This is a genomic window from Pseudonocardia sp. NPDC049154 (assembly GCF_040648315.1).
Taxonomy (GTDB): Bacteria; Actinomycetota; Actinomycetes; order Mycobacteriales; family Pseudonocardiaceae; genus Pseudonocardia.
Genome location: NZ_JBEZDN010000015.1, coordinates 74374 through 95087, shown reverse-complemented (window position 1 = coordinate 95087; position 20714 = coordinate 74374). Strand labels below are relative to the sequence as shown.

Here is a 20714-nt window from a genome sequence, read left to right as displayed (position 1 = left end):
GCGACTGCCCCTCTAGGGGCAGTCGCCACTCACGGGTGGTGGTCGGCATCGGGGCGCGGCGGGGGGTGTCGGGGGCGGCGGTGCGGGCGGCGTTGGAGGTCGTGCGGGACGTGGTCGGGGCGGAGGCCGACGTCGTCTACGCCTCGGTCGACGCCAAGGCAGGGGAGCAGGGCATCCTCGACGCGATCGCGCCCGCGCGGCTCGAGGTGCGGCCCGCCGGAGCGCTGGCGGGAGTCGCCGTGCCGGGTAGTGCGTGGGTCGACGAGGCGGTCGGCACGCCGTCCGTGGCCGAGGCCGCGGCCCTCCTGGTGGCGTCCGAGCTCGGTGTGCAGCCGCGGCTCGTCGTGCCCAAGACGATCGTGGGGGATGTGACGGTCGCCGCCGCCCGCGTCGAGCACACCTCCCTGACCAGCGGGAACTCCCCATCGGGATAGGCGTCCCCCGGGCGGGACCGTTCAGCTCCGATCGTCGGCTCGTTATGCTTCCGCGGTCGGCGACAGGGAGCCCGGGGCGACACCGGGTGCGTCCCGCGACCTTCTCTCCAGGGCGCGCCGGCCCACGACCAGCCCGCCGGGGCGATCCGCGGAAGGACCTGCACGTGACCCAGCACGACCAGTACCTCGTCGGCCTCGAGCTCGCCGGGCGCAAGGTGGTCGTCGTCGGGGGAGGCCAGGTCGCGCAGCGCCGGGTCTCCCGGCTGATCGCGTCGGGGGCGCTCGTCGAGGTCGTCTCGCCCGAGGTGACCCCGGCCGTCGAGGGCATGGCCTCGGCCCGCGAGATCACCTGGACGCCGCGCCGCTATGCCGAGGGCGACCTCGACGGCGCCTGGTACGCCATCGCCTGCACGGACGACGCCGAGGTCAATGCCGTGGTCGGCGCCGAGGCCGAGCGCCGCCGCGTCTTCTGCGTCCGCGCCGACGACGGCCGCCTCGGCACCGCCGTCACCCCGGCGACCGGGGAGTACGACGGCCTGACCGTCGGCGTCCTCGCCAAGGGCGCGCACCGCCGCTCGGCCGCGGTCCGGACCGCGCTGGTCGAGGCCCTGCAGGCGGGCGTGGTGCCCGACTCGGCCGACCCGGTGCTGCCGGGCGTCGCGCTGGTCGGCGGCGGGCCCGGCGACCCCGAGCTGATCACCGTCCGCGGGCGGCGACTGCTCTCCCGGGCGGACGTGGTGGTGGCCGACCGGCTCGGCCCGCGGGACCTGATCGAGGAGCTGGGGCCGGACGTCGAGGTCATCGACGCCTCCAAGATCCCGTACGGCCGCGCGATGGCCCAGCAGCGGATCAACGAGCTGCTGATCGAGCACGCGCGGGCCGGGAAGTTCGTGGTGCGGCTCAAGGGCGGCGACCCGTTCGTCTACGGGCGCGGGTTCGAGGAGGTCCAGGCCTGCGCCGAGGCCGGCGTGCCGGTCACGGTCGTCCCCGGCATCACCAGCGCCTTCGCCGCGCCGGCCGTCGCCGGGATCCCGGTCAGCCACCGCGGGGTGGCGCACGAGATCGTCGTGGTGTCCGGGCACGTCGCGCCAGACGACCCGCGCAGCCTCGTCGACTGGCAGGCGCTCGGCCGGATGCGCGGCACGGTCGTGCTGATGATGGCCGTGGAGCGGATCGCGCAGTTCGCCGCCGCGCTGATCGAGTACGGCCGGCCCGCGGACACCCCGGTCGGCGTGATCCAGGACGGCACCACCCGCATCCAGCGCACGCTGCGCGCCACCCTCGGCACGGTCGCGGTGCAGGTCAAGGAGCAGGAGATCAGCCCGCCGGCGATCGTCGTGATCGGGCCGGTCGCGGGGCTCGTGGCCCAGCGGTGAGCACCGCGCCGGTGCTGCACCTGGTCCGGCACGGCGAGAGCACCTGGAACGCCGCCGGGCTGCTGCAGGGCCGCACCGCGCACGTCGGGCTGACGGCGCGGGGCCGGGCGCAGGCGCGGGCCGCGGCGGAGGCGCTGCCGGTCGGCACCGACGCGCTGGTCCTCACGAGCCCGCAGCGCCGGGCGGCCGAGACAGCGGCCGTGGTGGGCCGGGTCCTCGACCTGCCGGTGCGCGAGTGCCCCGGCCTGCGCGAACAGTCGCACGGCGAGTGGGAGGGTCGCCCGGCCGCCGAGTGCGCCGGGGCGCTGGCCGGTGCGGAGCCGGACTGGGCCCCGCCGGGCGGCGAGACGGGCCGCGAGCTGCACGCGCGAGCCGGCCGGGTCCTGCGCGCGCTGCCCGCCGCCGGGTCGCTCGTGCTGGTCACCCACGGCGAGACGCTGCGGGCCCTCGTCGCCGCCGCCTGCGGGCTGGGGGTCGAGGAGGCGCCCCGGGAGGTCCCGGCCAACGGCACGGTCGTCGAGCTGCGGCCGGTCGGGCGGGGGAGGTGGGCGCGGGCGGAGGAGTTGGCTCCGCACCGCTGAGAGGTCGTGGAGCGGACGACGGGACTCGAACCCGCGACCCTCACCTTGGCAAGGTGATGCGCTACCAACTGCGCTACGTCCGCATCTGCACCCGGTCGCCCGGGGCCGCCGGGCTGTTCGCTCCGACGACGACCACAGTACCGCACCTCGGGAGGCCCTCCGACCAGGGGGTGATCACCCAGCGCGACGGGCCGGTGCGGTATGGGGCCTCACCGGTCGACCGGGTGTGACGCCCGGCGGCTTGCTTCTCCGCCCGCGGCGTGGTGTCGTCGTGGGCGACGGCAGTGGAGGAAGCCGGTGTGAATCCGGTGCGGTCCCGCCACTGTGACCGGGGAGCGCGTCCCCGCCCGATGGCCACTGCCCCGCGGGGGTGGGAAGGCCGGGGCACGCGCGTCGATCCGGGAGCCAGGACACTCGCCGCCGTCGCAGGTTTCGACGATGAGGGCGCGGACCCTCGAGGAGGCCAGGATGACCGGCGACGGTCGCGACACCGCTGCGCGCACCCCCACCGTGACGGTCCTCGGTGCCGGCGGGGGTGACCCGGACGCGGCCGAGGGCGCCGACCTGCTCGCCGCCGCGGACGCCGTCCTCACCACGCCTGACGTCGAGTCGACGGTCCTGTTCTACGCCGAGGCCTGGCGCGTCGAACGCCTGCCGGACCTGGCCGGGGCGGCCGCCGCCGTCGCCGACGCGATCGGTCTGGGGGCGGCGCGCGTGGTGCTCGCCGTGCCCGGCGACCCCGCGTCGAACCCGGCCTGCCGGGCGCTGCTCGACGGTCTGCGGGTCGCCGGGATCGAGGCGGTCGCGCGGCCCGGCGTCTCGCTCGTCCCGCCGCGGCTGAGCCCGATGCCGTGGTGACCGGGGACTTCTACGAGATCGTCCACGGTCGTCGGGACGTCCGGACCGGGTTCCTGCCGGACGAGCCGGTCGCGGACGCGGCACTCCGCCGCGTGCTCGAGGCCGCGCACGCCGCGCCGAGCGTCGGGTTCTCGCAGCCCTGGGACTTCGTCGTGGTGCGCGACCGGGCGACCCGTGAGCGCGTGGCCGGGCTCGTCGCCGCGCAGCGGGCCGCGTTCGCCGCCTCGCTGCCCCGCGCCCGGGCGGCGGCCTTCGGCGCGCTCAAGGTGGAGGCGGTGCTCGACACCCCGGTCAACGTCGTCGTCACCTCGGATCCCACGCGCGGCGGCCGGCACGTCCTCGGCCGATACGGGCGGCCCGAGATGGCCGGGCACTCCACGGCCTCGGCGGTGCAGAACCTGTGGCTGGCCGCGCGCGCCGAGGGCCTCGGCGTCGGCTGGGTCAGCTTCTTCGACGACGCCGGCCTGCGCGCCCTCGCCGACCTGCTCGGGCTGCCCGCGCACGTCGAGGTGGTGGCGTACCTGTGCGTCGGGCACGTGCGGGAGTTCGCGCCGGAGCCGGAGCTGGCGAGTGCGGGCTGGGCCCGTCGCCGCCCGCTGCGGTGGTCGGTGCACCAGGAGCGGTACGGAGACCGGGCGCTGCCCGGGGAGGTGGCGATGACCCTGCTCGACGAGACCGTGGCCGCGATCCGGCCCGCCGACGCCGCCGCCGAGGCGGAGGCGCGGGACCGGCTCGACCGGATGACGAAGCCGCGTGGCTCGCTCGGCCGGGTCGAGGACCTCGCGGTGCGGCTGGCCGGGATCGCGGGGCAGTGCCCGCCGGCGGTGCCCGAGCCCGCGGCCGTCGCCGTGTTCGCCGGGGACCACGGCGTCCACGCGCAGGGCGTGACCCCGTGGCCGCAGGAGGTCACGGCGCAGATGGTCGGGAACTTCCTGGCCGGCGGGGCCGTGGTCAACGCGTTCGCCCGCCAGCTCGGCGCCGAGGTCCAGGTGGTCGACGTCGGCGTCGCGGCGCCCCTCGACCCCGTGCCCGGGCTGCTCCCGCGCCGGGTCGCGGCGGGCACCGCGGACATGACGGCCGGTCCGGCGCTGACCCGCGACCAGGCCCGTCGGGCGGTCGAGGCCGGCATCGAGGTGGCGCGGGACCTGGTCGCCGCCGGCAACCGCTGCCTGATCACCGGTGACATGGGCATCGCCAACACCACGGCCGCGGCCGCCCTGATCTGTGCCGTCACCGGGGCGGACCCGGCCGACGCGACCGGGCGGGGCACGGGGATCGACGACGAGACGCTCGTCCGGAAGACCGAGGTCGTCCGGCAGGCGCTGGCCCGGCACACCCCGGACCCGGCCGACGGGCTCGGCCTGCTCGCCGCGTTCGGCGGCCTCGAGCACGCCGGCATCGCCGGGTTCGTCCTCGGCGCCGCCGCGCTGCGCGTCCCGGTGCTGCTCGACGGCGTCAACGCGGGGGCGGCCGCGCTCGTCGCCTCGGTCCTGGCCCCCGACGCCGTGGCGGCCTGCGTCGCGGGGCACCGCTCCGCCGAGCCGGGGCACCGGATCGCGATGGCGCACCTCGGCCTCGACCCGCTGCTCGACCTCGGGATGCGGCTGGGGGAGGGGACGGGCGCGCTGCTCGCCCTGCCGGTGGTGCAGGGAGCGGCGCGGGCCCTGGCCGACGTCGCCACCTTCGACGCCGCGGGGGTGGCGGACAAGGACGCGTGAGGGGCGAAAGCGTGATGGAACCATGATGCGCCTCTTCGGCGGGCTCACGCGGTCAGTGGGCCGGTGAGGGCAGCCGCCAGCTCTCGACCGGGTCGGCGAAGGAGAGCGCCGGGTCGTCCGCGGCGAAGGTCCGCGCCGGACCCGGCCCGGTCGCCCGCGTCTCGAACCGCACGGTGACCCGCCCGTGCCCCGCGCCCTGGACCCAGCCGTGACCGTGCTCGGTGTGGGCGACGTCGTCCCCCGCCCGCCACGGGCTCGCCGGGTCACGGGGTCCGTGCCGGCCGCCCGGCCGCGGCCCGAACTCGGTGCCCGGCTCCGGGTGGGCCTCCTCCGAGGTCTCGACGGTGAGCACCGTGTCCGCCGCCCCGAGGTCGTCCGCAGGCTCCGCGGGCGGGGCCGTGGTCCAGCCCGACGCCGACGGGACGGCCTCGAACAGCGCGGGCGGTGGGCTCTCCGCGAGCCCCGACAGCGACACCCCGACCAGCCGCACCCCGCCCTCCGGCACCGCGGTGCGGGCCAGGCGCTGCGCGACCGCGGTGAGCGTGGCGAGGTCGGTGGAGGCGAAGGCGGTGGTCTCGGAGCGGGTGTGGGTCTCGAAGTCCGCGTTGCGCGCCTTGACCGTGACGGTGCGCGCCGCCCGGCCGTCGACGACGAGCCGGCGGTGGGCCGCCGCCGTCATGCGCCCGACCTCGCGCAGGACGTCGTCCATCGCGGTGAGGTCGTGCTCGAACGTGGTCTCCGCCGAGATCTGCTTGGCGGCGCCGCGCGGGGCGACCGGTCGCTCGTCGATCCCGCGGGCGAGCCGGTGCAGCTCGGCGCCGACCGCGGAGCCGAGGACCCCGGCGACCTCGCGGGCGTCCATCGCGGCGAGGGCGCCGATCGTCTCGATCCCGACCTTGCGCAGCCCGGCCTCGGCCACCGGACCCACGCCCCACAGCGACCGCACCGGCAGCGGGTCCAGGACCTCCCGCTCGACCTCGGGCGCGACGACCGTCAGCCCGTCCGGCTTCGCCAGCTCCGAGGCGATCTTCGCCACCTGCTTGCCGGAGCCCGCCCCGACCGACGCCGGCAGCCCGGTCCGGGCCCGCACCTCGGCCCGCAGCGCGACGCAGAACGCCTCGACCTCGGCGGCGGACGCACCGGCGAGCGCGGGCGGTTCGAGGAAGGCCTCGTCGACCGACACCGGCTCCAGCACGGGCGCGGCCTCGCGCAGGACCGCCATGACCTCCTCGGAGATCACCTTGTACAGGGGGAACCGCGGTGGCAGGACGGTCGCGTGCGGGCAGCGCCGGCGCGCCTGGCCCATCGGCATCGCCGACCGCGCACCGAACACCCGCGCCTGGTAGCTGGCCCCCGCGACGACGCCACGGCCGCCGGTGCCGCCGACCAGGACCGGCCGGTCTGCGAGGGTCGGCCGGGTGAGCTGCTCGACGGACGCGAAGAACGCGTCCATGTCGAGATGCAGGACCCACCGGCTCACCCCGCCATTGTGACGGTCGGGACCGACAGCCTCCTGCGTCAGACCCGCGATCCGCGGACCTCGGCCGGCGAGACCCCGCGTTCCTGCGTGAACACGGCGCTGAACGAGAACGGGTCGGCGTACCCGACCCGGCGGGCGACCGCGGCGACCGTGGCCGAGGGCTCGGCGAGGTACTCCGCGGCCAGCCGCATGCGGCGCTGCCGGAGGTGCGCCAGCGGGGCGACGCCCACCACCGTGCGGAACCGCGCGGCGAGGTCGGTCGCGGCGACGCCGGCCTCGGCGGCGAGGTCCGCGACCGTCCACGGGCGCGCCGGGTCGTCCTCGATCGCCGCGAGGGCCGGCCCGACGACCGGGTCGGCGAACCAGGTCGGCTCCGCGCCGTGGGGACGGGCGAACCAGCAGGCCAGGGTGGCCGTGAGCAGGCGCTCCCGCAGGACGGGCGGGCCGTCGGCGGCCACCCGCGCCAGCAGGCCCGGGCACACCCCGTCGGGCACCACGGCGAGGTCCGGCAGCCCGCGCACGGACGGGGCGTCGTAGCGGCAGACCAGGACGTGGGCCCCGGCCCGCCCGGCACGGACCGGTGCGACCCGGCGGAGAAGCACCGCGCCGCCCCGGGCCAGGTCGGGTTCCGCGAGACCGCCGTCCAGCACGCCGCAGAGCACCAGGGAGTCGCCGGTGACCGTGAACGGCTCGTCCGGCGCCAACGCCCGCGTGGCCGGCGGGTCCCCGGCCGCGCGGATCCCCCGGTGCGGGGAGTCGGAGGGCGCGGTCACGCGACCCAGGGTAGAAGCCTCCCCCCGGTGCGACGACGCCGGTCGCCTACTCGGCGCAGCGATTTGATCACCGGCCGCGACGGCGGCGGGCGAGATCGGGGTGGCGAGCGGCTCGCGGTGATCGCCGGATCGGACGTCCACGGCCGGATGTGTCTTGCTCCGGTCCCGGACCGTGATCAGGAGGCTGCCGCGGGTCGCGACCACACGCCCGCCGCCCGTCGTGGGAAGACTCAGGAGTCGGACGGGACCGAGGTGAGCGCGGCGACCAACCGGTCGACGCTGACCTCCCCGCGGTACTGCTCGCCGTTGACGAACAGCGTGGGGGTGCCGCGCACCCCGCTGCGCACCCCGGAATTGAAGTCCGCCTCGACCCGGTCCTCGACCAGCCGGGTCGCGGGCCACACCACCCGGTCCGGGTTCACCCCCGCCTCGACGGCGTGGTCGCGCAGGTCGGCCTGGGTGAGGCGGGGTGGGCCGGGGGCGTAGAGGCTGTCGTGCATCGGCCAGAATCGGCCCTCGAGCGCCGCCATCTCCGCCGCCGTGGCCGCGGCCAGCGCGTGCGGGTGCAGCTCGTGCAGGGGGAAGTGCCGGAAGGCGAACCGCAGCTCCGCGCCGAGCCGCTCCCGCACCTGTTCGATCACCGGTGCGGCGGCGCGGCAGTACGGGCACTCGAAGTCGCCGTACTCCACCAGCGCCAGCGGCGCGTCGACCCGCCCGGCCACGTGGTCGTACGCTCCGAGCGGCGGATCGAGCTGCCCGATTTCGCCCACCTCCTCGCGTCCGCGTCGGGCCTCCGGGCAGGATGATCCGGTGGCCGTGACGACCTTATCCGAGCGGGGGGAGCTCTCCCGCGCCGCGCGGCAGTTCCTCCGCACCGAGTCCGGCTCGGCGGTGATGCTGATCTCGGCGGCGGTGATCGCCCTGCTCTGGGCGAACCTCCCGCTGGGCTACGAGACGTTCTGGCACACCCAGCTGTCGATGAACCTGGGCGAGTGGTCGCTGAGCCTGGACCTGCGGCACTGGGTGAACGACGGCCTGATGGTGCTGTTCTTCTTCAGCGTCGGGCTGGAGATCGCGCGCGAGATGACCCTCGGCGAGCTCCGCGGCTTCCGGGCGGTCGCGGCGCCGGCGGCCGCGGCGATCGGCGGGCTCGTGGTCCCCGCGCTCGTCTTCCTCGCCTTCAACGCCGGTACGACCGCCCAGAACGCGTGGGGCATCACGATCTCCACCGACACCGCGGTGTTGCTCGGCGTGCTCGCGCTCGTCGGCCCGCGCTGCCCCGACCAGCTGCGGGTGTTCCTGCTGGCGTTGGCGATCGTCGACGACATCGGTGCCGTCATCGCCATCGCCGTCTTCTACACCGCGCAGGTCAACGTCCTCGCGCTGTTCCTCGCGATCCTGCTCTTCGTCGCGCTCCTCGCGCTGCGGTTCGCCCGGTTCTGGCGCACGCCCTTCTACGCGGTCATCGGCGTGGTCATGTGGGTCGCCGTGCTGGCGTCGGGGGTGCACCCGAGCGTCGTCGGGGTGGCGCTGGGTCTGCTCGTCAACGCCTACGGGCCGCGCCGGCAGGACATGAAGCGCGCGCTGATCGTCGGGAAGACGTTCATCCTGGACCCGACGCCCGAGCGCGCCCTCGCCGCGCAGGCCGCGGTCACGGAGGCGGTCTCGCCCAACGAGCGGCTGCAGCTGAGGATCCAGCCCTGGTCGAGCTACGTGATCGTGCCGCTGTTCGTGCTGGCCAACGCCGGTATGGTGCTCGACCGCGAGACCCTCACCGCCGCGTTCGCCTCGCCGCTGACCTGGGGCATCATCGTCGGCCTCGTGCTGGGCAAGCCGATCGGCGTCACGATCGGGACGTGGGTGGCGCTGCGCACCGGCATCGGACGAGTCCCGGACACCCTGCGCTGGGGCCAGATCTTCGGCGGGGCCGGGCTGTCCGGAATCGGGTTCACGGTCGCCCTGTTCGTGACCGAGCTCGCGCTCGACGACGAGCTCCTCGTCAGCGAGGCCAAGATCGGCATCCTGACGGGGTCGGTGCTCGCGGCCCTGGTGGGCTGGCTGGTGTTCCGGCTGGCCGGGGAGCGCGGCGGGCAGTGCTCGCCGTCGGGGCTGCCGACGCTGCCGCCGCGGCCGTGGCGGCCGGTCGAGTAGCTCAGCGGAGCAGGGTGGCGCCGTCGTGGACCCGGACCTGCGGGGCCGCGGCGCCGAGTCCGGCCAGCGCGGCCGGATGGTCCGGACCGGCTTCGAGGTCGACGACCCAGGCCGCACCGGGCCCGTCCGCCCAGGCCTCGACGGCGCCCGTCGGGCCGAGGGTGATCGCGTCCATGGGGCTCGCGAGACCCTCGCCGGTGGCCTTGAGCAGGGCCTCCTTGCGGGTCCAGATCGTGAGGAACGCCCGGGCGTCGGCCGGCGGGCGGGTGCGCTCGACGGGGGAGAGGGCGTGCTCGGCGAGGCGGTCGAGGTCGGAGAGGGCGCGGACCTCCTCGACGTCGAGGCCGACGGGGCCGTCGTCGCTCAGCGCGACGCCGACGAAGTCCCCGGAGTGGGTCAGGGAGAAGGCGGGCGCGGTGCCGGTGGCCAGGCGCGGCTTGCCGTGGGGCTTGCCGCAGCGGCAGGTCCGGTCGAGGGCGATCCCCGCGGGGTCGGCGTCGAGGCGGGCGCCGAGCAGGAGCCGGGTGAGGGCGTGCGCGGCGAGGTAGCGGGCCTGGTCGACGGGGCGGCGGAAGGCCGCGAGCCGGGTGCGCTCGTGGGCGTCGAGCAGCGCGACGAGCTGCGGCGCCGACGAGGGGTCGACGGGTCGGGCCCACCAGACGTCCGGCACGGGCCGAGCGTAGTCGGGACCGCGCCACAGCGGTCGGTGCACCGCAGGTCGACGCCTCGGGAGCGTGGGGGTGGGGTGCGACCCGCGGGAGTTCAGGGCGCGACTCGCGGGGGCTGGAGCCTGACTCGCGGGGGCTGGAGCCCGACTCGCGGTGCCGAACGGCCGACTCGCGGTGCTGAAAGTCCCGACTCGCGGTGCCGAAACGGCCGACTCGCGGTGCTGGAAGTGCCGACTCGCGGTGCCGAAACGGCCGACTCGCGGTGCGGGAAGTCCCGACTCGCGGTGCGGGAAGTCCCGACTCGCGGTGCCGTAAGTGCCGACTCGCGGGACGGGGTGGTCGGTGGGAGGGGAGCGGGAGCCGCGGTCGAGCGGTCCCGCTCCCCTCCGGCGATCCCCCCACGTGAGGGTGCGGCGGGGCCGGCGCCCAGGAGTGGCCGGCCCCGCCGCGGTGTCAGCCGCTGCGACGTGCGGCGAAATCGGTGCGGAAGTGCACCGGGGTGGTGCTCGCCCGGCCGATCCGGGCGAGGGTGCGCGGCGCGTCCGAGCCGGCGGCCCGCGAGGTCTTCCCGCTGGCGGCGGCGCGGCGGGCGGCGCGGTTGGTGGGCTGGGTCGGGGTCTGGCTGGTGTCACGTGCTCGCACGAGGACCTCCTGGAGGAGAAGAGGGGCCGCCCCGCGGGGCGGTGTGCGCGTCCTCCCGTGGATCACGGCTCGCCACCCGACGCACGAGCGGCGGGCGGATCCGGGATCGCGGGCCGCAACACCCGCGCGATCCGAGGAGGGAGGACGTCCGGCCACTGCGGGGCGGCCCGGACGGACAGGAACCGGTCGGCGCGACAGCTGCGCCGGGAACGGGCGGCGGTCTCGGGAAGGAGAACCGCCGCGGCGTCTCACAGGGTGATGAGGTCCATGGCCGAAACCCTAGGGACACCTCCCGCGGGCCGCGACCGAATTACGGTGACCCTCGTGGACGGCTCCCCGGACGTGATCGTGATCGGCGGCGGGATCGCCGGTGCCTCGGTGTCCTACGAGATCGCCGCGCACCGCTCGGTGCTGCTGCTGGAGGCCGAGTCGTCGCTGGCGGTGCACTCGACCGGCCGCTCGGCGGCGACCTACATCCCCGGCCACGGCACGGCCGTGTTCCGCGCGCTCATCCGCGCGAGCGCGCCGCGTTTCGCCGCCCTGGCCGAGGAGCTGGAGGCGCCGCCGTTCCTGCGGCCGCTGACCGTCGTCTGGGCGGCGTCCGACGAGGACGGCGAGCGCGCGCTGCAGCAGCTCCTGGCCGAGTGGGCCGCCGAACCCGACGGCCCCCGCGCCCTGACCGGCGCGGAGACGGCGAAGGCCTGCCCCGGCCTGCGGGACGTGCGCACCGGCGCGATCACCGAGTCGGCCGCGGACGCCGACGCCATCGGCCTGCACGGCGCTTACGTCCGCGGGTTGCGCCGCCGGGGCGGCCGGGTCGTGCAGGGCGCCCGGGTCACCGCGATCACGCGGACCGGCGACGCGTGGCGGGTCGAGACCCCGGCGGGCACGTGGACCGCACCCGACGTCGTCGACGCGGCCGGGTCGTGGGCGGACGTCGTCGCCGCGTTCGCCGGGGTGCCGACAGCCGGCCTCACCCCGTACCGCCGCACGATCGCGATCTGCCCGTGCACGCTGCCCGCGGGCATGCCGATGCTGATCGACGCCGCCGAGCGCTTCTACTGCAAGCCCGAGGGCGAGACCCTGCTGCTCTCGCCCGGCGACGAGACCCCCGCCGAGCCCGGCGACGCCCGTCCGGACGAGCTCGACGTCGCCCTCGCCCTCGAGCGGGTCGAGGAGGCGCTGCACCTCGGCCTGCGCTCGGTGCGTACGTCCTGGGCGGGGCTGCGGACCTTCGCGCCGGACCGCGACCCGGTCGTCGGGGCTCGTCCGGAGTTCCCCGGATTCCACTTCTTCGCAGGTCAGGGCGGTTCCGGGATCGAGTCGGCGCCCGCACTGGCCGCGCTCGGGGCGGCCGTCGTGACGGGGACCCCGGTGCCGGCGGACGTCGCCGTCCGGCCGGGGCAGGTGTCTCCGTCACGCTTGTAAGCGCGCGCTCACTTCTTGCGGCACGATGGGGGGATGGCGCCGACCACCACCTCCGGCCGCGAACTCTTCGACGGGCCGTTCTGGAGCGATCCCTATCCGGCCTACGCCGATCTACGCGCGGACGAGCCGGTGCGCCGGCTGGACCTGCCCGACGGCCCGATGTGGATCATCGCCCGGTACGAGGACGCGCGGGCCGCGTTCGTCGACGCGCGGTTCTCCAAGGACTGGCGCTACACCCTGCCGGCCGACCAGCGCGCCGCCATGCCGGCCGCACCCACGCCGATGATGCTGCTGATGGACCCGCCGGACCACACCCGGCTGCGCAAGCTCGTCAGCCGCTCGTTCACCGCCCGGCGGATGTCCGAGCTCCGCCCGCGCGTGCAGGAGATCGCCGACGACCTGCTCGCCGCCCTGCCCGCCGACGGCACCGTGGACGTCATGGCGGAGTACGCCTTCCTGCTGCCGGTCCGGGTGATCTGCGAGCTGCTCGGGGTGCCGGCGGAGGACCGCGACGACTTCGGCCGCTGGTCGTCGACCATGATCGACGAGTCGCCGCAGGACGAGAAGTTCGCCGCCTCGCAGAAGCTGTCGGAGTACCTGGCGGGGCTGATCGACCGCAAGCGCACCCAGCCGGACGACGCCCTGCTCAGCGCGCTGACCCAGGTCTCGGACGAGGACGGGGACGCGCTGTCGCAGGAGGAGCTCGTCGCCATGGCGATGCTGCTGCTCATCGCCGGCCACGAGACCACGGTCAACCTGATCGGCAACGGGGTCCTCGGCCTGCTCACCCATCCCGAGCAGCGCGAGATCCTGGCCGACAAGCCGGAGCTGTGGCCGAACGCCGTCGAGGAGTTCCTGCGCTGGGACTCGCCGGTCACCAACGCGCCGGTCCGGTTCGCCGCCGAGGACGTCGAGGTCGCGGGGACGACGATCCCCGAGGGCGCCGTCGTCATGCTCGGGATCGCCGCGGCCAACCGCGACGACGCCCGGTTCACCGATGCCGCCCGGCTCGACGTGACCCGCGACGACCGCGGGCACCTCGCCTTCGGCTACGGCCTGCACCACTGCCTGGGCGCCCCGCTGGCCCGGATCGAGGGCGAGGTGGCGCTGCGCAGCCTGCTCACCGCGCGTCCGGAGCTCGATCTGGCGGCGGACGACCTGACCCACCGGCGGAGCACGCTGATCCGCGGCCTCACGGAGCTGCCGGTGCGGCTCGGCGCACCCGCCTGAAACCGGGACGGGGCGGGTACAACGGAGGGACACGTCGCCGAGCCGGAGGTCGCGCGCGATGCCCCAACCCCAGGACCCGTTCGGCGGCGGGCTCGGCCCGTTGGAGGACCTGCTGCGCGGGCTCGTCAACGGCCTCGGCTTCCCCGACGACGACCGGGACGACGAGCCGCAGCAGCGGGGTCCCGAACGTCCCCGGCGGACCTCGACGCGGCGGCTGGACCGGCACGGCCGCGACCTGACCGCCGAGGCCCGGGCCGGCCGGCTGGACCCGGTCGTCGGCCGGGACGCCGAGATCGACCAGGTCGTGGAGGTGCTGGCGCGCCGCACGAAGAACAACCCCGTGCTGGTCGGCGAGCCGGGCACGGGCAAGACCGCGATCGTCGAGGGGCTGGCGCAGCGGGTCGCGGCCGGCCGGGTGCCGGTGGCGCTGCGGGACGTCCGGGTCGTCGCACTCGACCTGGCAGGGATGGTCGCCGGGACGAAGTACCGCGGCGAGTTCGAGGAGCGGCTCACCGCGGTGATCGACGAGATCGTGGCGGCGGGGCGTTCGGTGGTGGTGTTCGTCGACGAGCTGCACCTGGTGGTCGGGGCCGGCTCCGCGCAGGACCAGGCCATGGACGCGGCCAGCATCCTCAAGCCCGCACTCGCCCGCGGCGACCTGCAGCTCGTCGGTGCGACCACGCCCGAGGACCATCGCCGCTACATCGAGCGCGACGCCGCCCTGGACCGCCGGTTCGAGGTCGTCCGGGTGCCGGAGCCGACGCCCGAGGCGACCGCCGAGATCCTGCGCGGGCTGCGGCCGCGGTACGAGGAGCACCATCGAGTCCGGATCACCGACGCCGCGATCGACGCCGCCGTCGCGCTCTCCGTGCGGTACCTGCGGGACCGGTACCTGCCGGACAAGGCCGTGGACCTGATCGACCGCGCGGCCGCGCGGTCCGGGTTGCGCGGCCGCAGCGACCAGCCGGACCACCGCGTCGAGGAACTGGTCCGGGCCCGCGAGGTGGCCGCCGACGCCGGCGACACCGAGCGCGTCGCGATGCTCGACCGCGAGCTCGAGCGGCTGGTCCTGGAGAACGGGCCGCGGGACCGCACCGAGATCACCGCGCGGGAGGTCGCCGAGGTCGTCGCCGACCGGACCGGCATCCCGGTCGCCGACCTCACCACCTCCGAGCGGAGGCGGCTGCTGGACCTGGAGGAGCACCTGCACCGCCGGGTCGTCGGGCAGCACCGGGCCGTCGAGGCCGTCGCGGACGCGGTGCGCAGCGCGCGGGCCGGGCTGGCGAACCCGGACCGGCCGTCGGGCTCGTTCCTGTTCCTCGGCCCGACGGGTGTCGGCAAGACCGAGCTGGCCCGCGCCCTGGCTGCCGCCCTCTTCGGCTCCGACGAGCGCATGGTCCGGCTCGACATGAGCGAGTACGGCGACCGCGCGTCCGCCACCCGGCTGATCGGCGCGCCACCCGGCTACATCGGCCACGACGAGGCGGGCCAGCTCACCGAGCCGGTGCGCCGCGACCCGTACAGCGTGGTGCTGCTCGACGAGATCGAGAAGGCGCACGCGGACGTCGTCGCCACGCTGCTGCAGGTGCTCGACGCGGGCCGGCTCACCGACGCCCGCGGCCGCACCGTCGACTTCCGGCACGCGATCGTCGTGATGACCAGCAATCTCGGTGCCGAGGAGATCCTCGCGGCGGCCGCGGCGGGCCGGCCGGTGGAGTCGATCCGCGAGCAGCTGATGTTCGCCGTGCGGCGGCACCTGCGGCCGGAGTTCCTCAACCGGATCGACGACGTCGTGTTGTTCGAGGCCCTCGACCGGGCCGAGATCCGCGAGATCGCCGAGATGATGCTGGCCGGCACCCGGGCGCGGCTGGCCGCGCAGGGCGTCGAGCTCGTGGTGGAGCCGGAGGCGCTCGACCGGCTGTCCGAGCTCGGCCACCGGCCCGAGTACGGGGCGCGGCCGCTGCGCCGGGTCGTCGCGCGCGAGGTGGAGCGGCGGCTGGCGCGGCTGCTGCTCGCCGAGGAGCTGCGGTCCGGCGGGCGGGCCCGGCTGACCGTCGCCGACGGGGAGCTGCAGCTGACCTCTGACTAAAGTCAGAGGAATGGACGGCGGTGCGGTGGCCCAGGTCCGGCGGTTCAACCGGGCGGTCGTGCGCCGGGTCGGAGCGCTCGAGGAGGGCTACCTCGGTCGTGACCGGCCGCTCGGCCAGGCCCGGCTGCTCTGGGAGATCGGGCCCGAGGGCGCCGAGGTGCGCGAGCTGCGCGCCCGGCTCGGCCTCGACTCGGGCTACCTCTCGCGGATGTTGCGGGCGTTGGAGGGGGCGGACCTCGTCGTCGTGGACACCGAGGAGACCGACGCCCGGGTCCGGCGTGTCCGGCTCACCTCGGCCGGGCGGGCGGAGCGGGCCGAGCTCGATCGTCGCTCGGACGCGCTGGCCGCGTCGATCCTCGAACCGCTGAACCCCCGGCAGCGGGACCGGCTGATCGCCGCCACGGGGGAGGTCGAACGGCTGCTCACCGCCTCCACCGTCGGGGTCGCCGTCACGCCGCCGACGCGGCCGGAGGCGCGGGACTGCCTGCGGGCGTACGCCGAGGAGCTCGCCGGGCGGTTCGAGGGGGGCTTCGACCCCTCGGTCGGCCCCGCCGCGGGAGCCGCGGAGTTCACGCCGCCCGCCGGCGAGTTCCTGGTCGCGACGCTCGACGGCGAGCCGGTCGGCTGCGTCGGCGCCAAGTTCGGGGCCGACGCCGCGGAGATCAAGCGGATGTGGGTGGCGCCCGCGGCCCGGGGCCTCGGGCTCGCCCGGCGGCTGCTCGCCGAGATCGAGGAGCGAGCCCGCGTGCACGGGCTGCGCGCGACCCGGCTCGACACGAACGCCACGCTCGTCGAGGCGATCGCACTGTACCGCTCGGCGGGCTACCGCGAGGTCCCGCCCTTCAACGACAACCCCTATGCCCACCACTGGTTCGCCAAGGACCTCGACCCGGCCGGGTAGGGTCGCCGCGAGCCGTCCCGGGGGAGGTCGCGATGGCGGGCCGCCGCCCCACGCTGAAGGACGTCGCGGCCCGGGCCGGGGTCTCCCGGGCGACCGCCTCCCTGGTGATCCGCGAGGAGCGGGGGCCCAGCGCCGCCTCCCGCGAACGCGTGCGCGCCGCGGCGGCCGAGCTCGGCTACGTCCCCGATCCCACCGCCCAGGTGTTGCGCCGGCGCCGCAGCCGGCTCCTCGGCGTCGTCTTCACCGCCCGGGACGCGTTCCACGCCGACCTGCTCGACGGCCTCTACCCGGCCGCCGAGGAGCGCGGCTACACCGTGGTGCTCGGCGCGGTCTCGCCCGTCCGGCGGCAGGAGCGGGCGGTCCAGGCGCTGCTCGCGTCGCGGTGCGAGGCGCTGGTGCTGCTCGCCGGGCGGTACGGCCCGGCCGAGATGGAGGGGCTGGCGGCGCGGCTGCCGGTCGTCGACGTCGGGCGGGTCGGTGCGGGCCCCGCGCAGGTCGACGCCGTGGAGAGCGCCGACGACGAGGGGGTCGCGGCCGCCGTCGACCACCTCGTCGGGCTGGGGCACCGGGCGATCGTGCACGTCGACGGCGGCGAGCAGCCGGGCGCGGAGGAGCGGCGGCAGGGCTACCGGGACGGGATGCTCCGGCACGGGCTGGCCGTGCGGATCCTGCGGGGCGACAACACCGAGGTCTCCGGGGCCGCGGCGGTCGCCGAGCTGCTGCCGGACCTGCCCACCGCCATCCTCGCGAACAACGACCAGTGTGCGGTCGGCGTGCTCGACGCCCTGCGCCGGCAGGGGATCGACGTGCCCGGCCGGGTCTCGGTCGTCGGCTACGACGACAGCCAGCTCTCCCGCCTCGCCCACGTCGACCTCACGACGGTCGCGCAGGACGCGGCCGAGATCGCCCGCCTCGCCGTCGGCTGCGTGCTGGAGCGCGTGGAGGGGGAGGAGGCGCCCGCCCCCCGCCGCATCCGCCTCCGCCCCCACCTCGTGGTGCGGGGGACCACCGGGGTTCCGGGGGTGTGAGGGTGGGATCCGAGGTGCGGGATCCGGGGAACGGGGATCCGGGGGGCGGGATCCGAGGGGCGCTGGCCCTGGGGCGCGTCCCGGAGGCTGCCTCGCACCCGCTCGGTCGCCTGACACCCGCTCGGTCGCCTGACACCCGCTCGCGCCTCGCACCCGCTGCCGCCCCGCGGCACACCTCCGACGATCCGCGACACATCCCGTCGACCGGGGTGTGGGGCGGTCAAGCGGTTGTGCGAGCCGTGCAGGTCCTCGCCGACGGGGCCGCTGCGGCCGGTCCGGCCGAGGACCCGTCGCGCCCGGATTCCCCGGTGCCGCGCCCAGGTTCCCCTGTGCCGCAACGAGATGAGCGTGGTGGTCGTCGGAGCGGCCCGAAACAGCACTGATGCTCATCTCGAGCGCCCGATGGCCGAGGTGCCGCTACCGGGACTTGACGCACCTCGACACCCGGCCCCACACTTCTCCCGAACTTAGATCGATCTAACTCATCCCGCGCCCACCGGCGCCACGGTGCGAAGGAGCTCCCATGCTGCGAGTGGCCCTGTTCGGATGCGGTCGGATCGGGCGGGTGCACGCCGCCGCCGTCGCCGCCCACCCCCGGGCCGAGCTCGCGTGGGTGTGCGACCCGATGGAGGCGGCCGCCAAGGAGCTCGCGGGGCAGTACGGGGCCGAGGCCGGGTCGGACGTCGCCGCGGTGCTGGCCGACGAGAGCGTCGACGCCGTGATCGTCGCCTCGCCCACGCCCACCCACGTCGAGCTGCTCACCGCCGCGGTCCGGGCCGGCAAGGCCGTGATGTGCGAGAAGCCGATCGACCTCGACCTCATCCGGGTCGACGCCTGCTGGAACGAGATTGGCGAGCTCTCCCCGACGGTCATGGTCGGCTTCAACCGCCGCTTCGACCCGTCCTTCCGCGAGATCCGCGACCGGGTGTCGGCGGGCGAGATCGGCCGTCTCGAGCAGCTCGTGATCACCAGCCGGGACCCCGCCCCGGCGCCGAAGGCGTACATCGAGACCTCCGGCGGGCTGTTCCGCGACATGACGATCCACGACTTCGACATGGCCCGCTTCCTGCTGGGCGCCTCGGGCTCCGGGGAGGTCGTCGAGGTGCAGGCAATGGGCGCCAACCTGATCGAGCCGTACATCGCCGAGGCCGGGGACATCGACTCCGCCGTCGTGGTGCTGCGCTCGGCCGACGGGGCGCTCGCGCAGATCACCAACTCGCGGCGCTGCGTGTTCGGCTACGACCAGCGCGTGGAGGCGTTCGGCGCCACCGGCATGCTGACCGCGCAGAACCAGCTGCCGACGAGCGTCCGCTACGCCGGCGCGGACCGCAGCGAGGCCGCCGCGCCGTACCAGAACTTCTTCCTCGAGCGGTACAGCGCCGCGTACGCCCTCGAGCTCGACCACTTCGTGACGGCCGTGGAGGCCGGCACCGCGCCCTCGCCGAGCTTCGCCGACGGCCGGGCCGCGCTCGTGCTCGCCGACGCCGCTGCGGAGAGCCTCCGCACGGGGAGCACGGTCCGCGTCGCGGGATGACCCGGGGCCGCGGCGGCGTTGCGATCAGCATGACGATGCTCGCCACCGCGCCGGCAAGGGCGCGCACCCTCGACGACCTGTTCGCCGACGCCCTGCGCGACGCCGAGCGCATGGCCCCCGGCCTGCTCCTGCTCGCATTCGACGGCTCGGACGAGGTCGAGGCCGACGCCCGCCGCCTGCTGACGACGGACCCCGGCTGCGCCTTCGTGCGGTTCGCGGTGCACCGCGAGGACGGCGAGGTCGTGGTCGAGGTCCGGGCGCCCGAGTCCCGCCCGGAGATCCTCGAGGCACTCGTGGTGAGGGCCATGTCCGCGGGACGCTGAGCCGGAGATCGGCCAGACTGGTCCCATGACCGGCACCCTCGGCGAGGTGTCCACCCGCACCGTCGGAGGGCGCACGCTCCGCGTCGCGATCCGTCGCGGCGACGGCTCCCGCACTCCGTTGCTGCTGCTCAACGGCATCGGCGCCCGCCTCGAGATACTCGAGCCGTTCGTCGAGGCGTTGCCCCGGGAGCTGGAGGTGGTCCGCTTCGACGTCCCGGGCGTCGGCGGGTCGCCGCGGCCCCGGATGCCGTACCACATGGCGACGTTCGCACTGACCGTCGGCAAGCTGGTGCGTGAGCTGGGCTACGGGAAGGTCGACGTCCTGGGCTACTCCTGGGGCGGAGGGCTCGCCCAGCAGTCCGCGCTGACCGGCCGGGACTGGGTCCGCCGACTGGTGCTCGTGGCCACCGGCACCGGTTCGCTGATGGTGCCGGCCCGGCCCGCGGTGCTGAGCAAGATGCTGACCCCGCGGCGCTACCGCGACCCCGCCTACGCCGCGCGGGTCGCCGGTGAGATCTACGGCGGCTCGATGCGCACGCACCCCGAGCGCGCCTCCCGCCTCCTGCAGTCGTCCGACGACGGCGACGCTGCGGGCTACGAGCGTGGCTACCTCTACCAGCTCCTCGCCGGCGCGGGCTGGACCACGCTGCCCGTCCTGCGCCTGATCGCGGCCCGCACGCTGATCGTCTCCGGGGACGACGACCCGCTCATCCCGCTGGTCAACGCCCGGGTCCTGCACCGCGGCATCCCCGACTCGCACCTGCACGTCTACCGCGGCGGGCACCTGGCGCTCCTCACCGAGCCCCACGAGCTGGTGCCGGTGATCGACCGGTTCCTGGCCGCTCGCTGATCAGGCGGCGTCGGACGGCCGACCGCCGACGATCGGCGTCACCGCCACGTAGGTCACCGCCGCCGCGCACCCGGCCACGACCAGCGCCGCGCCGGCCGCGGCTCCGCCGAGCGCGAGCCCCCGGAAGGCCACGCCGATCGCGAGCGCCAGGCCGACCAGCACGGCCACGGCCAGGACCGCGCCGGCGGTCCCCGGCCGCCGGCGCACCACGGCCACGGCGACCACCAGCACCGCTGCCACGACCGCACCGCCGAGCGCGAAGTCCGGGCCCGTCACCGGCACCCGCCAGCCGAACAGGGCGGCGACGTAGGCGGCCCAGGTGAGCCCGGCCCGAACCGCGGCCGCGCGCATCGGTCCGGGCTGCGCGACCACGGACAGCGCCAGCACCCCTGCCGCGACCGCCACCAGCAGCACCGCGATCGCCGTGGCGGTCCAGGTCAGCGTGGCGAACCCGAGGTAGGTGGCGGCCACGCCCAGGCCGACGCACAACGCTCCCGCCCAACCCAGCGGGCCCGGGCGGTGGGGCCTGCGCGCGCTGTCGGTCACGTTGCCGGTGTCGCCCCGGCGCGCCGTGGTGTTACCGCAGGTCGCCCGGGGTCGTGCGGGGGAAGTGCCGCGAGAGGGGCAGTCGGCACGCACGGGGGAGGGAT

Annotated in this window: 20 protein-coding genes, 1 tRNA gene and 1 riboswitch; of the genes, 14 read left to right on the top strand and 7 right to left on the bottom strand. The window is 75.9% G+C overall.

The window, feature by feature from the left end:
• The 3 genes from AB0B41_RS11250 to AB0B41_RS11240 form a co-directional block, all read left to right on the top strand.
• Positions 1 to 434: cobalamin biosynthesis protein (locus AB0B41_RS11250; RefSeq protein ID WP_358201602.1), on the top strand; the 434-nt coding region annotated here is incomplete at its 5' end.
• Between the two features lie 158 nt (positions 435 to 592).
• Positions 593 to 1810 carry a uroporphyrinogen-III C-methyltransferase gene (cobA, locus tag AB0B41_RS11245; RefSeq protein ID WP_358201610.1) on the top strand — a complete coding sequence of 406 codons (1218 nt, stop codon included), beginning with the start codon at positions 593 to 595 and terminating at the stop codon, positions 1808 to 1810.
• Positions 1807 to 2391: a histidine phosphatase family protein gene (locus AB0B41_RS11240; protein ID WP_358201600.1), complete on the top strand. Its 585-nt coding sequence runs from the start codon at positions 1807 to 1809 to the stop codon at positions 2389 to 2391. The genes cobA and AB0B41_RS11240 overlap by 4 nt, the downstream gene beginning before the upstream one ends.
• A 7-nt stretch (positions 2392 to 2398) precedes the next feature.
• Here AB0B41_RS11240 and AB0B41_RS11235 read toward each other — a convergent pair.
• Positions 2399 to 2474: transfer RNA gene (locus AB0B41_RS11235), tRNA-Gly, on the bottom strand.
• A 161-nt stretch (positions 2475 to 2635) separates the two neighbouring features.
• A riboswitch (cobalamin riboswitch) is annotated at positions 2636 to 2828 on the top strand.
• Positions 2829 to 2859: 31 nt separating this feature from the next.
• Between AB0B41_RS11235 and AB0B41_RS11230 the strand changes: the two genes are divergently transcribed.
• Both AB0B41_RS11230 and cobT read left to right on the top strand, forming a co-directional pair.
• Positions 2860 to 3249: a hypothetical protein gene (locus AB0B41_RS11230; protein ID WP_358201598.1), complete on the top strand. Its 390-nt coding sequence runs from the start codon at positions 2860 to 2862 to the stop codon at positions 3247 to 3249.
• Positions 3246 to 4967 (top strand): nicotinate-nucleotide--dimethylbenzimidazole phosphoribosyltransferase, encoded by a 1722-nt coding sequence (gene cobT / locus AB0B41_RS11225; RefSeq protein ID WP_358201596.1) that lies wholly within the window; start codon positions 3246 to 3248, stop codon positions 4965 to 4967. The genes AB0B41_RS11230 and cobT overlap by 4 nt, the downstream gene beginning before the upstream one ends.
• 52 nt (positions 4968 to 5019) lie before the next feature.
• On the opposite strand, the gene AB0B41_RS11220 is transcribed toward cobT, so the two are convergent.
• The 3 genes from AB0B41_RS11220 to AB0B41_RS11210 form a co-directional block, all read right to left on the bottom strand.
• Positions 5020 to 6447 carry a DNA polymerase IV gene (locus tag AB0B41_RS11220; protein WP_358201593.1) on the bottom strand — a complete coding sequence of 476 codons (1428 nt, stop codon included), beginning with the start codon at positions 6445 to 6447 and terminating at the stop codon, positions 5020 to 5022.
• Positions 6448 to 6485: 38 nt separating this feature from the next.
• A complete protein-coding gene (locus tag AB0B41_RS11215; protein WP_358201591.1) occupies positions 6486 to 7220 on the bottom strand; it encodes an AraC family transcriptional regulator in 735 nt (244 codons plus the stop codon).
• A gap of 230 nt (positions 7221 to 7450) precedes the next feature.
• Entirely contained in the window at positions 7451 to 7990 is a 540-nt protein-coding gene (locus tag AB0B41_RS11210) for a thioredoxin domain-containing protein (RefSeq protein WP_358201588.1), read from the bottom strand.
• A 40-nt stretch (positions 7991 to 8030) separates the two neighbouring features.
• Between AB0B41_RS11210 and nhaA the strand changes: the two genes are divergently transcribed.
• The gene (gene nhaA, locus AB0B41_RS11205) at positions 8031 to 9371 is read left to right on the top strand and encodes a Na+/H+ antiporter NhaA (RefSeq protein WP_358201586.1); all 1341 of its coding nucleotides are present in this window, start codon (positions 8031 to 8033) and stop codon (positions 9369 to 9371) included.
• 1 nt (position 9372) lies between these two features.
• Here nhaA and AB0B41_RS11200 read toward each other — a convergent pair whose 3' ends face one another.
• Complete coding sequence (locus AB0B41_RS11200; protein WP_358201584.1) at positions 9373 to 10041, bottom strand: 4'-phosphopantetheinyl transferase superfamily protein; 669 nt, start codon at positions 10039 to 10041, stop codon at positions 9373 to 9375.
• 451 nt (positions 10042 to 10492) lie between these two features.
• Positions 10493 to 10681 (bottom strand): hypothetical protein, encoded by a 189-nt coding sequence (locus AB0B41_RS11195; protein WP_358201582.1) that lies wholly within the window; start codon positions 10679 to 10681, stop codon positions 10493 to 10495.
• 324 nt (positions 10682 to 11005) lie between these two features.
• On the opposite strand from AB0B41_RS11195, the gene AB0B41_RS11190 reads away from it, so the two are divergent.
• From AB0B41_RS11190 to phaZ, 8 genes are all read left to right on the top strand, one after another.
• A complete protein-coding gene (locus AB0B41_RS11190; RefSeq protein ID WP_358201580.1) occupies positions 11006 to 12109 on the top strand; it encodes an FAD-dependent oxidoreductase in 1104 nt (367 codons plus the stop codon).
• A 33-nt stretch (positions 12110 to 12142) separates the two neighbouring features.
• Positions 12143 to 13339 (top strand): cytochrome P450, encoded by a 1197-nt coding sequence (locus tag AB0B41_RS11185; protein ID WP_358201577.1) that lies wholly within the window; start codon positions 12143 to 12145, stop codon positions 13337 to 13339.
• Positions 13340 to 13397: 58 nt separating this feature from the next.
• Entirely contained in the window at positions 13398 to 15428 is a 2031-nt protein-coding gene (locus AB0B41_RS11180; RefSeq protein ID WP_358201575.1) for an ATP-dependent Clp protease ATP-binding subunit, read from the top strand.
• A 10-nt stretch (positions 15429 to 15438) separates the two neighbouring features.
• A complete protein-coding gene (locus tag AB0B41_RS11175; RefSeq protein ID WP_358201573.1) occupies positions 15439 to 16329 on the top strand; it encodes a helix-turn-helix domain-containing GNAT family N-acetyltransferase in 891 nt (296 codons plus the stop codon).
• A gap of 32 nt (positions 16330 to 16361) precedes the next feature.
• Complete coding sequence (locus AB0B41_RS11170; RefSeq protein ID WP_358201571.1) at positions 16362 to 17357, top strand: LacI family DNA-binding transcriptional regulator; 996 nt, start codon at positions 16362 to 16364, stop codon at positions 17355 to 17357.
• Positions 17358 to 17880: 523 nt separating this feature from the next.
• On the top strand, positions 17881 to 18891 hold the full coding sequence (iolG, locus tag AB0B41_RS11165; RefSeq protein ID WP_358201569.1) for an inositol 2-dehydrogenase: 1011 nt from the start codon (positions 17881 to 17883) through the stop codon (positions 18889 to 18891).
• Positions 18888 to 19214 (top strand): hypothetical protein, encoded by a 327-nt coding sequence (locus tag AB0B41_RS11160; RefSeq protein ID WP_358201567.1) that lies wholly within the window; start codon positions 18888 to 18890, stop codon positions 19212 to 19214. The genes iolG and AB0B41_RS11160 overlap by 4 nt, the downstream gene beginning before the upstream one ends.
• 25 nt (positions 19215 to 19239) lie before the next feature.
• On the top strand, positions 19240 to 20064 hold the full coding sequence (gene phaZ, locus AB0B41_RS11155; protein ID WP_358201565.1) for a poly(3-hydroxyalkanoate) depolymerase: 825 nt from the start codon (positions 19240 to 19242) through the stop codon (positions 20062 to 20064).
• Here phaZ and AB0B41_RS11150 read toward each other — a convergent pair whose 3' ends face one another.
• Complete coding sequence (locus AB0B41_RS11150; RefSeq protein WP_358201563.1) at positions 20065 to 20610, bottom strand: hypothetical protein; 546 nt, start codon at positions 20608 to 20610, stop codon at positions 20065 to 20067. It lies immediately after the preceding gene.
• Positions 20611 to 20714: the final 104 nt, after the last annotated feature.

What these genes read in the sequence shown, in the direction of transcription:
- phaZ (WP_358201565.1), top strand. Translation starts at nt 19,240, where the DNA reads ATGACCGGCACCCTCGGCGAGGTGTCCACCCGCACCGTCGGAGGGCGC.
- AB0B41_RS11170 (WP_358201571.1), top strand. Translation starts at nt 16,362, where the DNA reads ATGGCGGGCCGCCGCCCCACGCTGAAGGACGTCGCGGCCCGGGCCGGG.
- AB0B41_RS11180 (WP_358201575.1), top strand. Translation starts at nt 13,398, where the DNA reads ATGCCCCAACCCCAGGACCCGTTCGGCGGCGGGCTCGGCCCGTTGGAG.
- AB0B41_RS11175 (WP_358201573.1), top strand. Translation starts at nt 15,439, where the DNA reads ATGGACGGCGGTGCGGTGGCCCAGGTCCGGCGGTTCAACCGGGCGGTC.
- AB0B41_RS11185 (WP_358201577.1), top strand. Translation starts at nt 12,143, where the DNA reads ATGGCGCCGACCACCACCTCCGGCCGCGAACTCTTCGACGGGCCGTTC.
- iolG (WP_358201569.1), top strand. Translation starts at nt 17,881, where the DNA reads ATGCTGCGAGTGGCCCTGTTCGGATGCGGTCGGATCGGGCGGGTGCAC.
- AB0B41_RS11230 (WP_358201598.1), top strand. Translation starts at nt 2,860, where the DNA reads ATGACCGGCGACGGTCGCGACACCGCTGCGCGCACCCCCACCGTGACG.
- AB0B41_RS11160 (WP_358201567.1), top strand. Translation starts at nt 18,888, where the DNA reads ATGACCCGGGGCCGCGGCGGCGTTGCGATCAGCATGACGATGCTCGCC.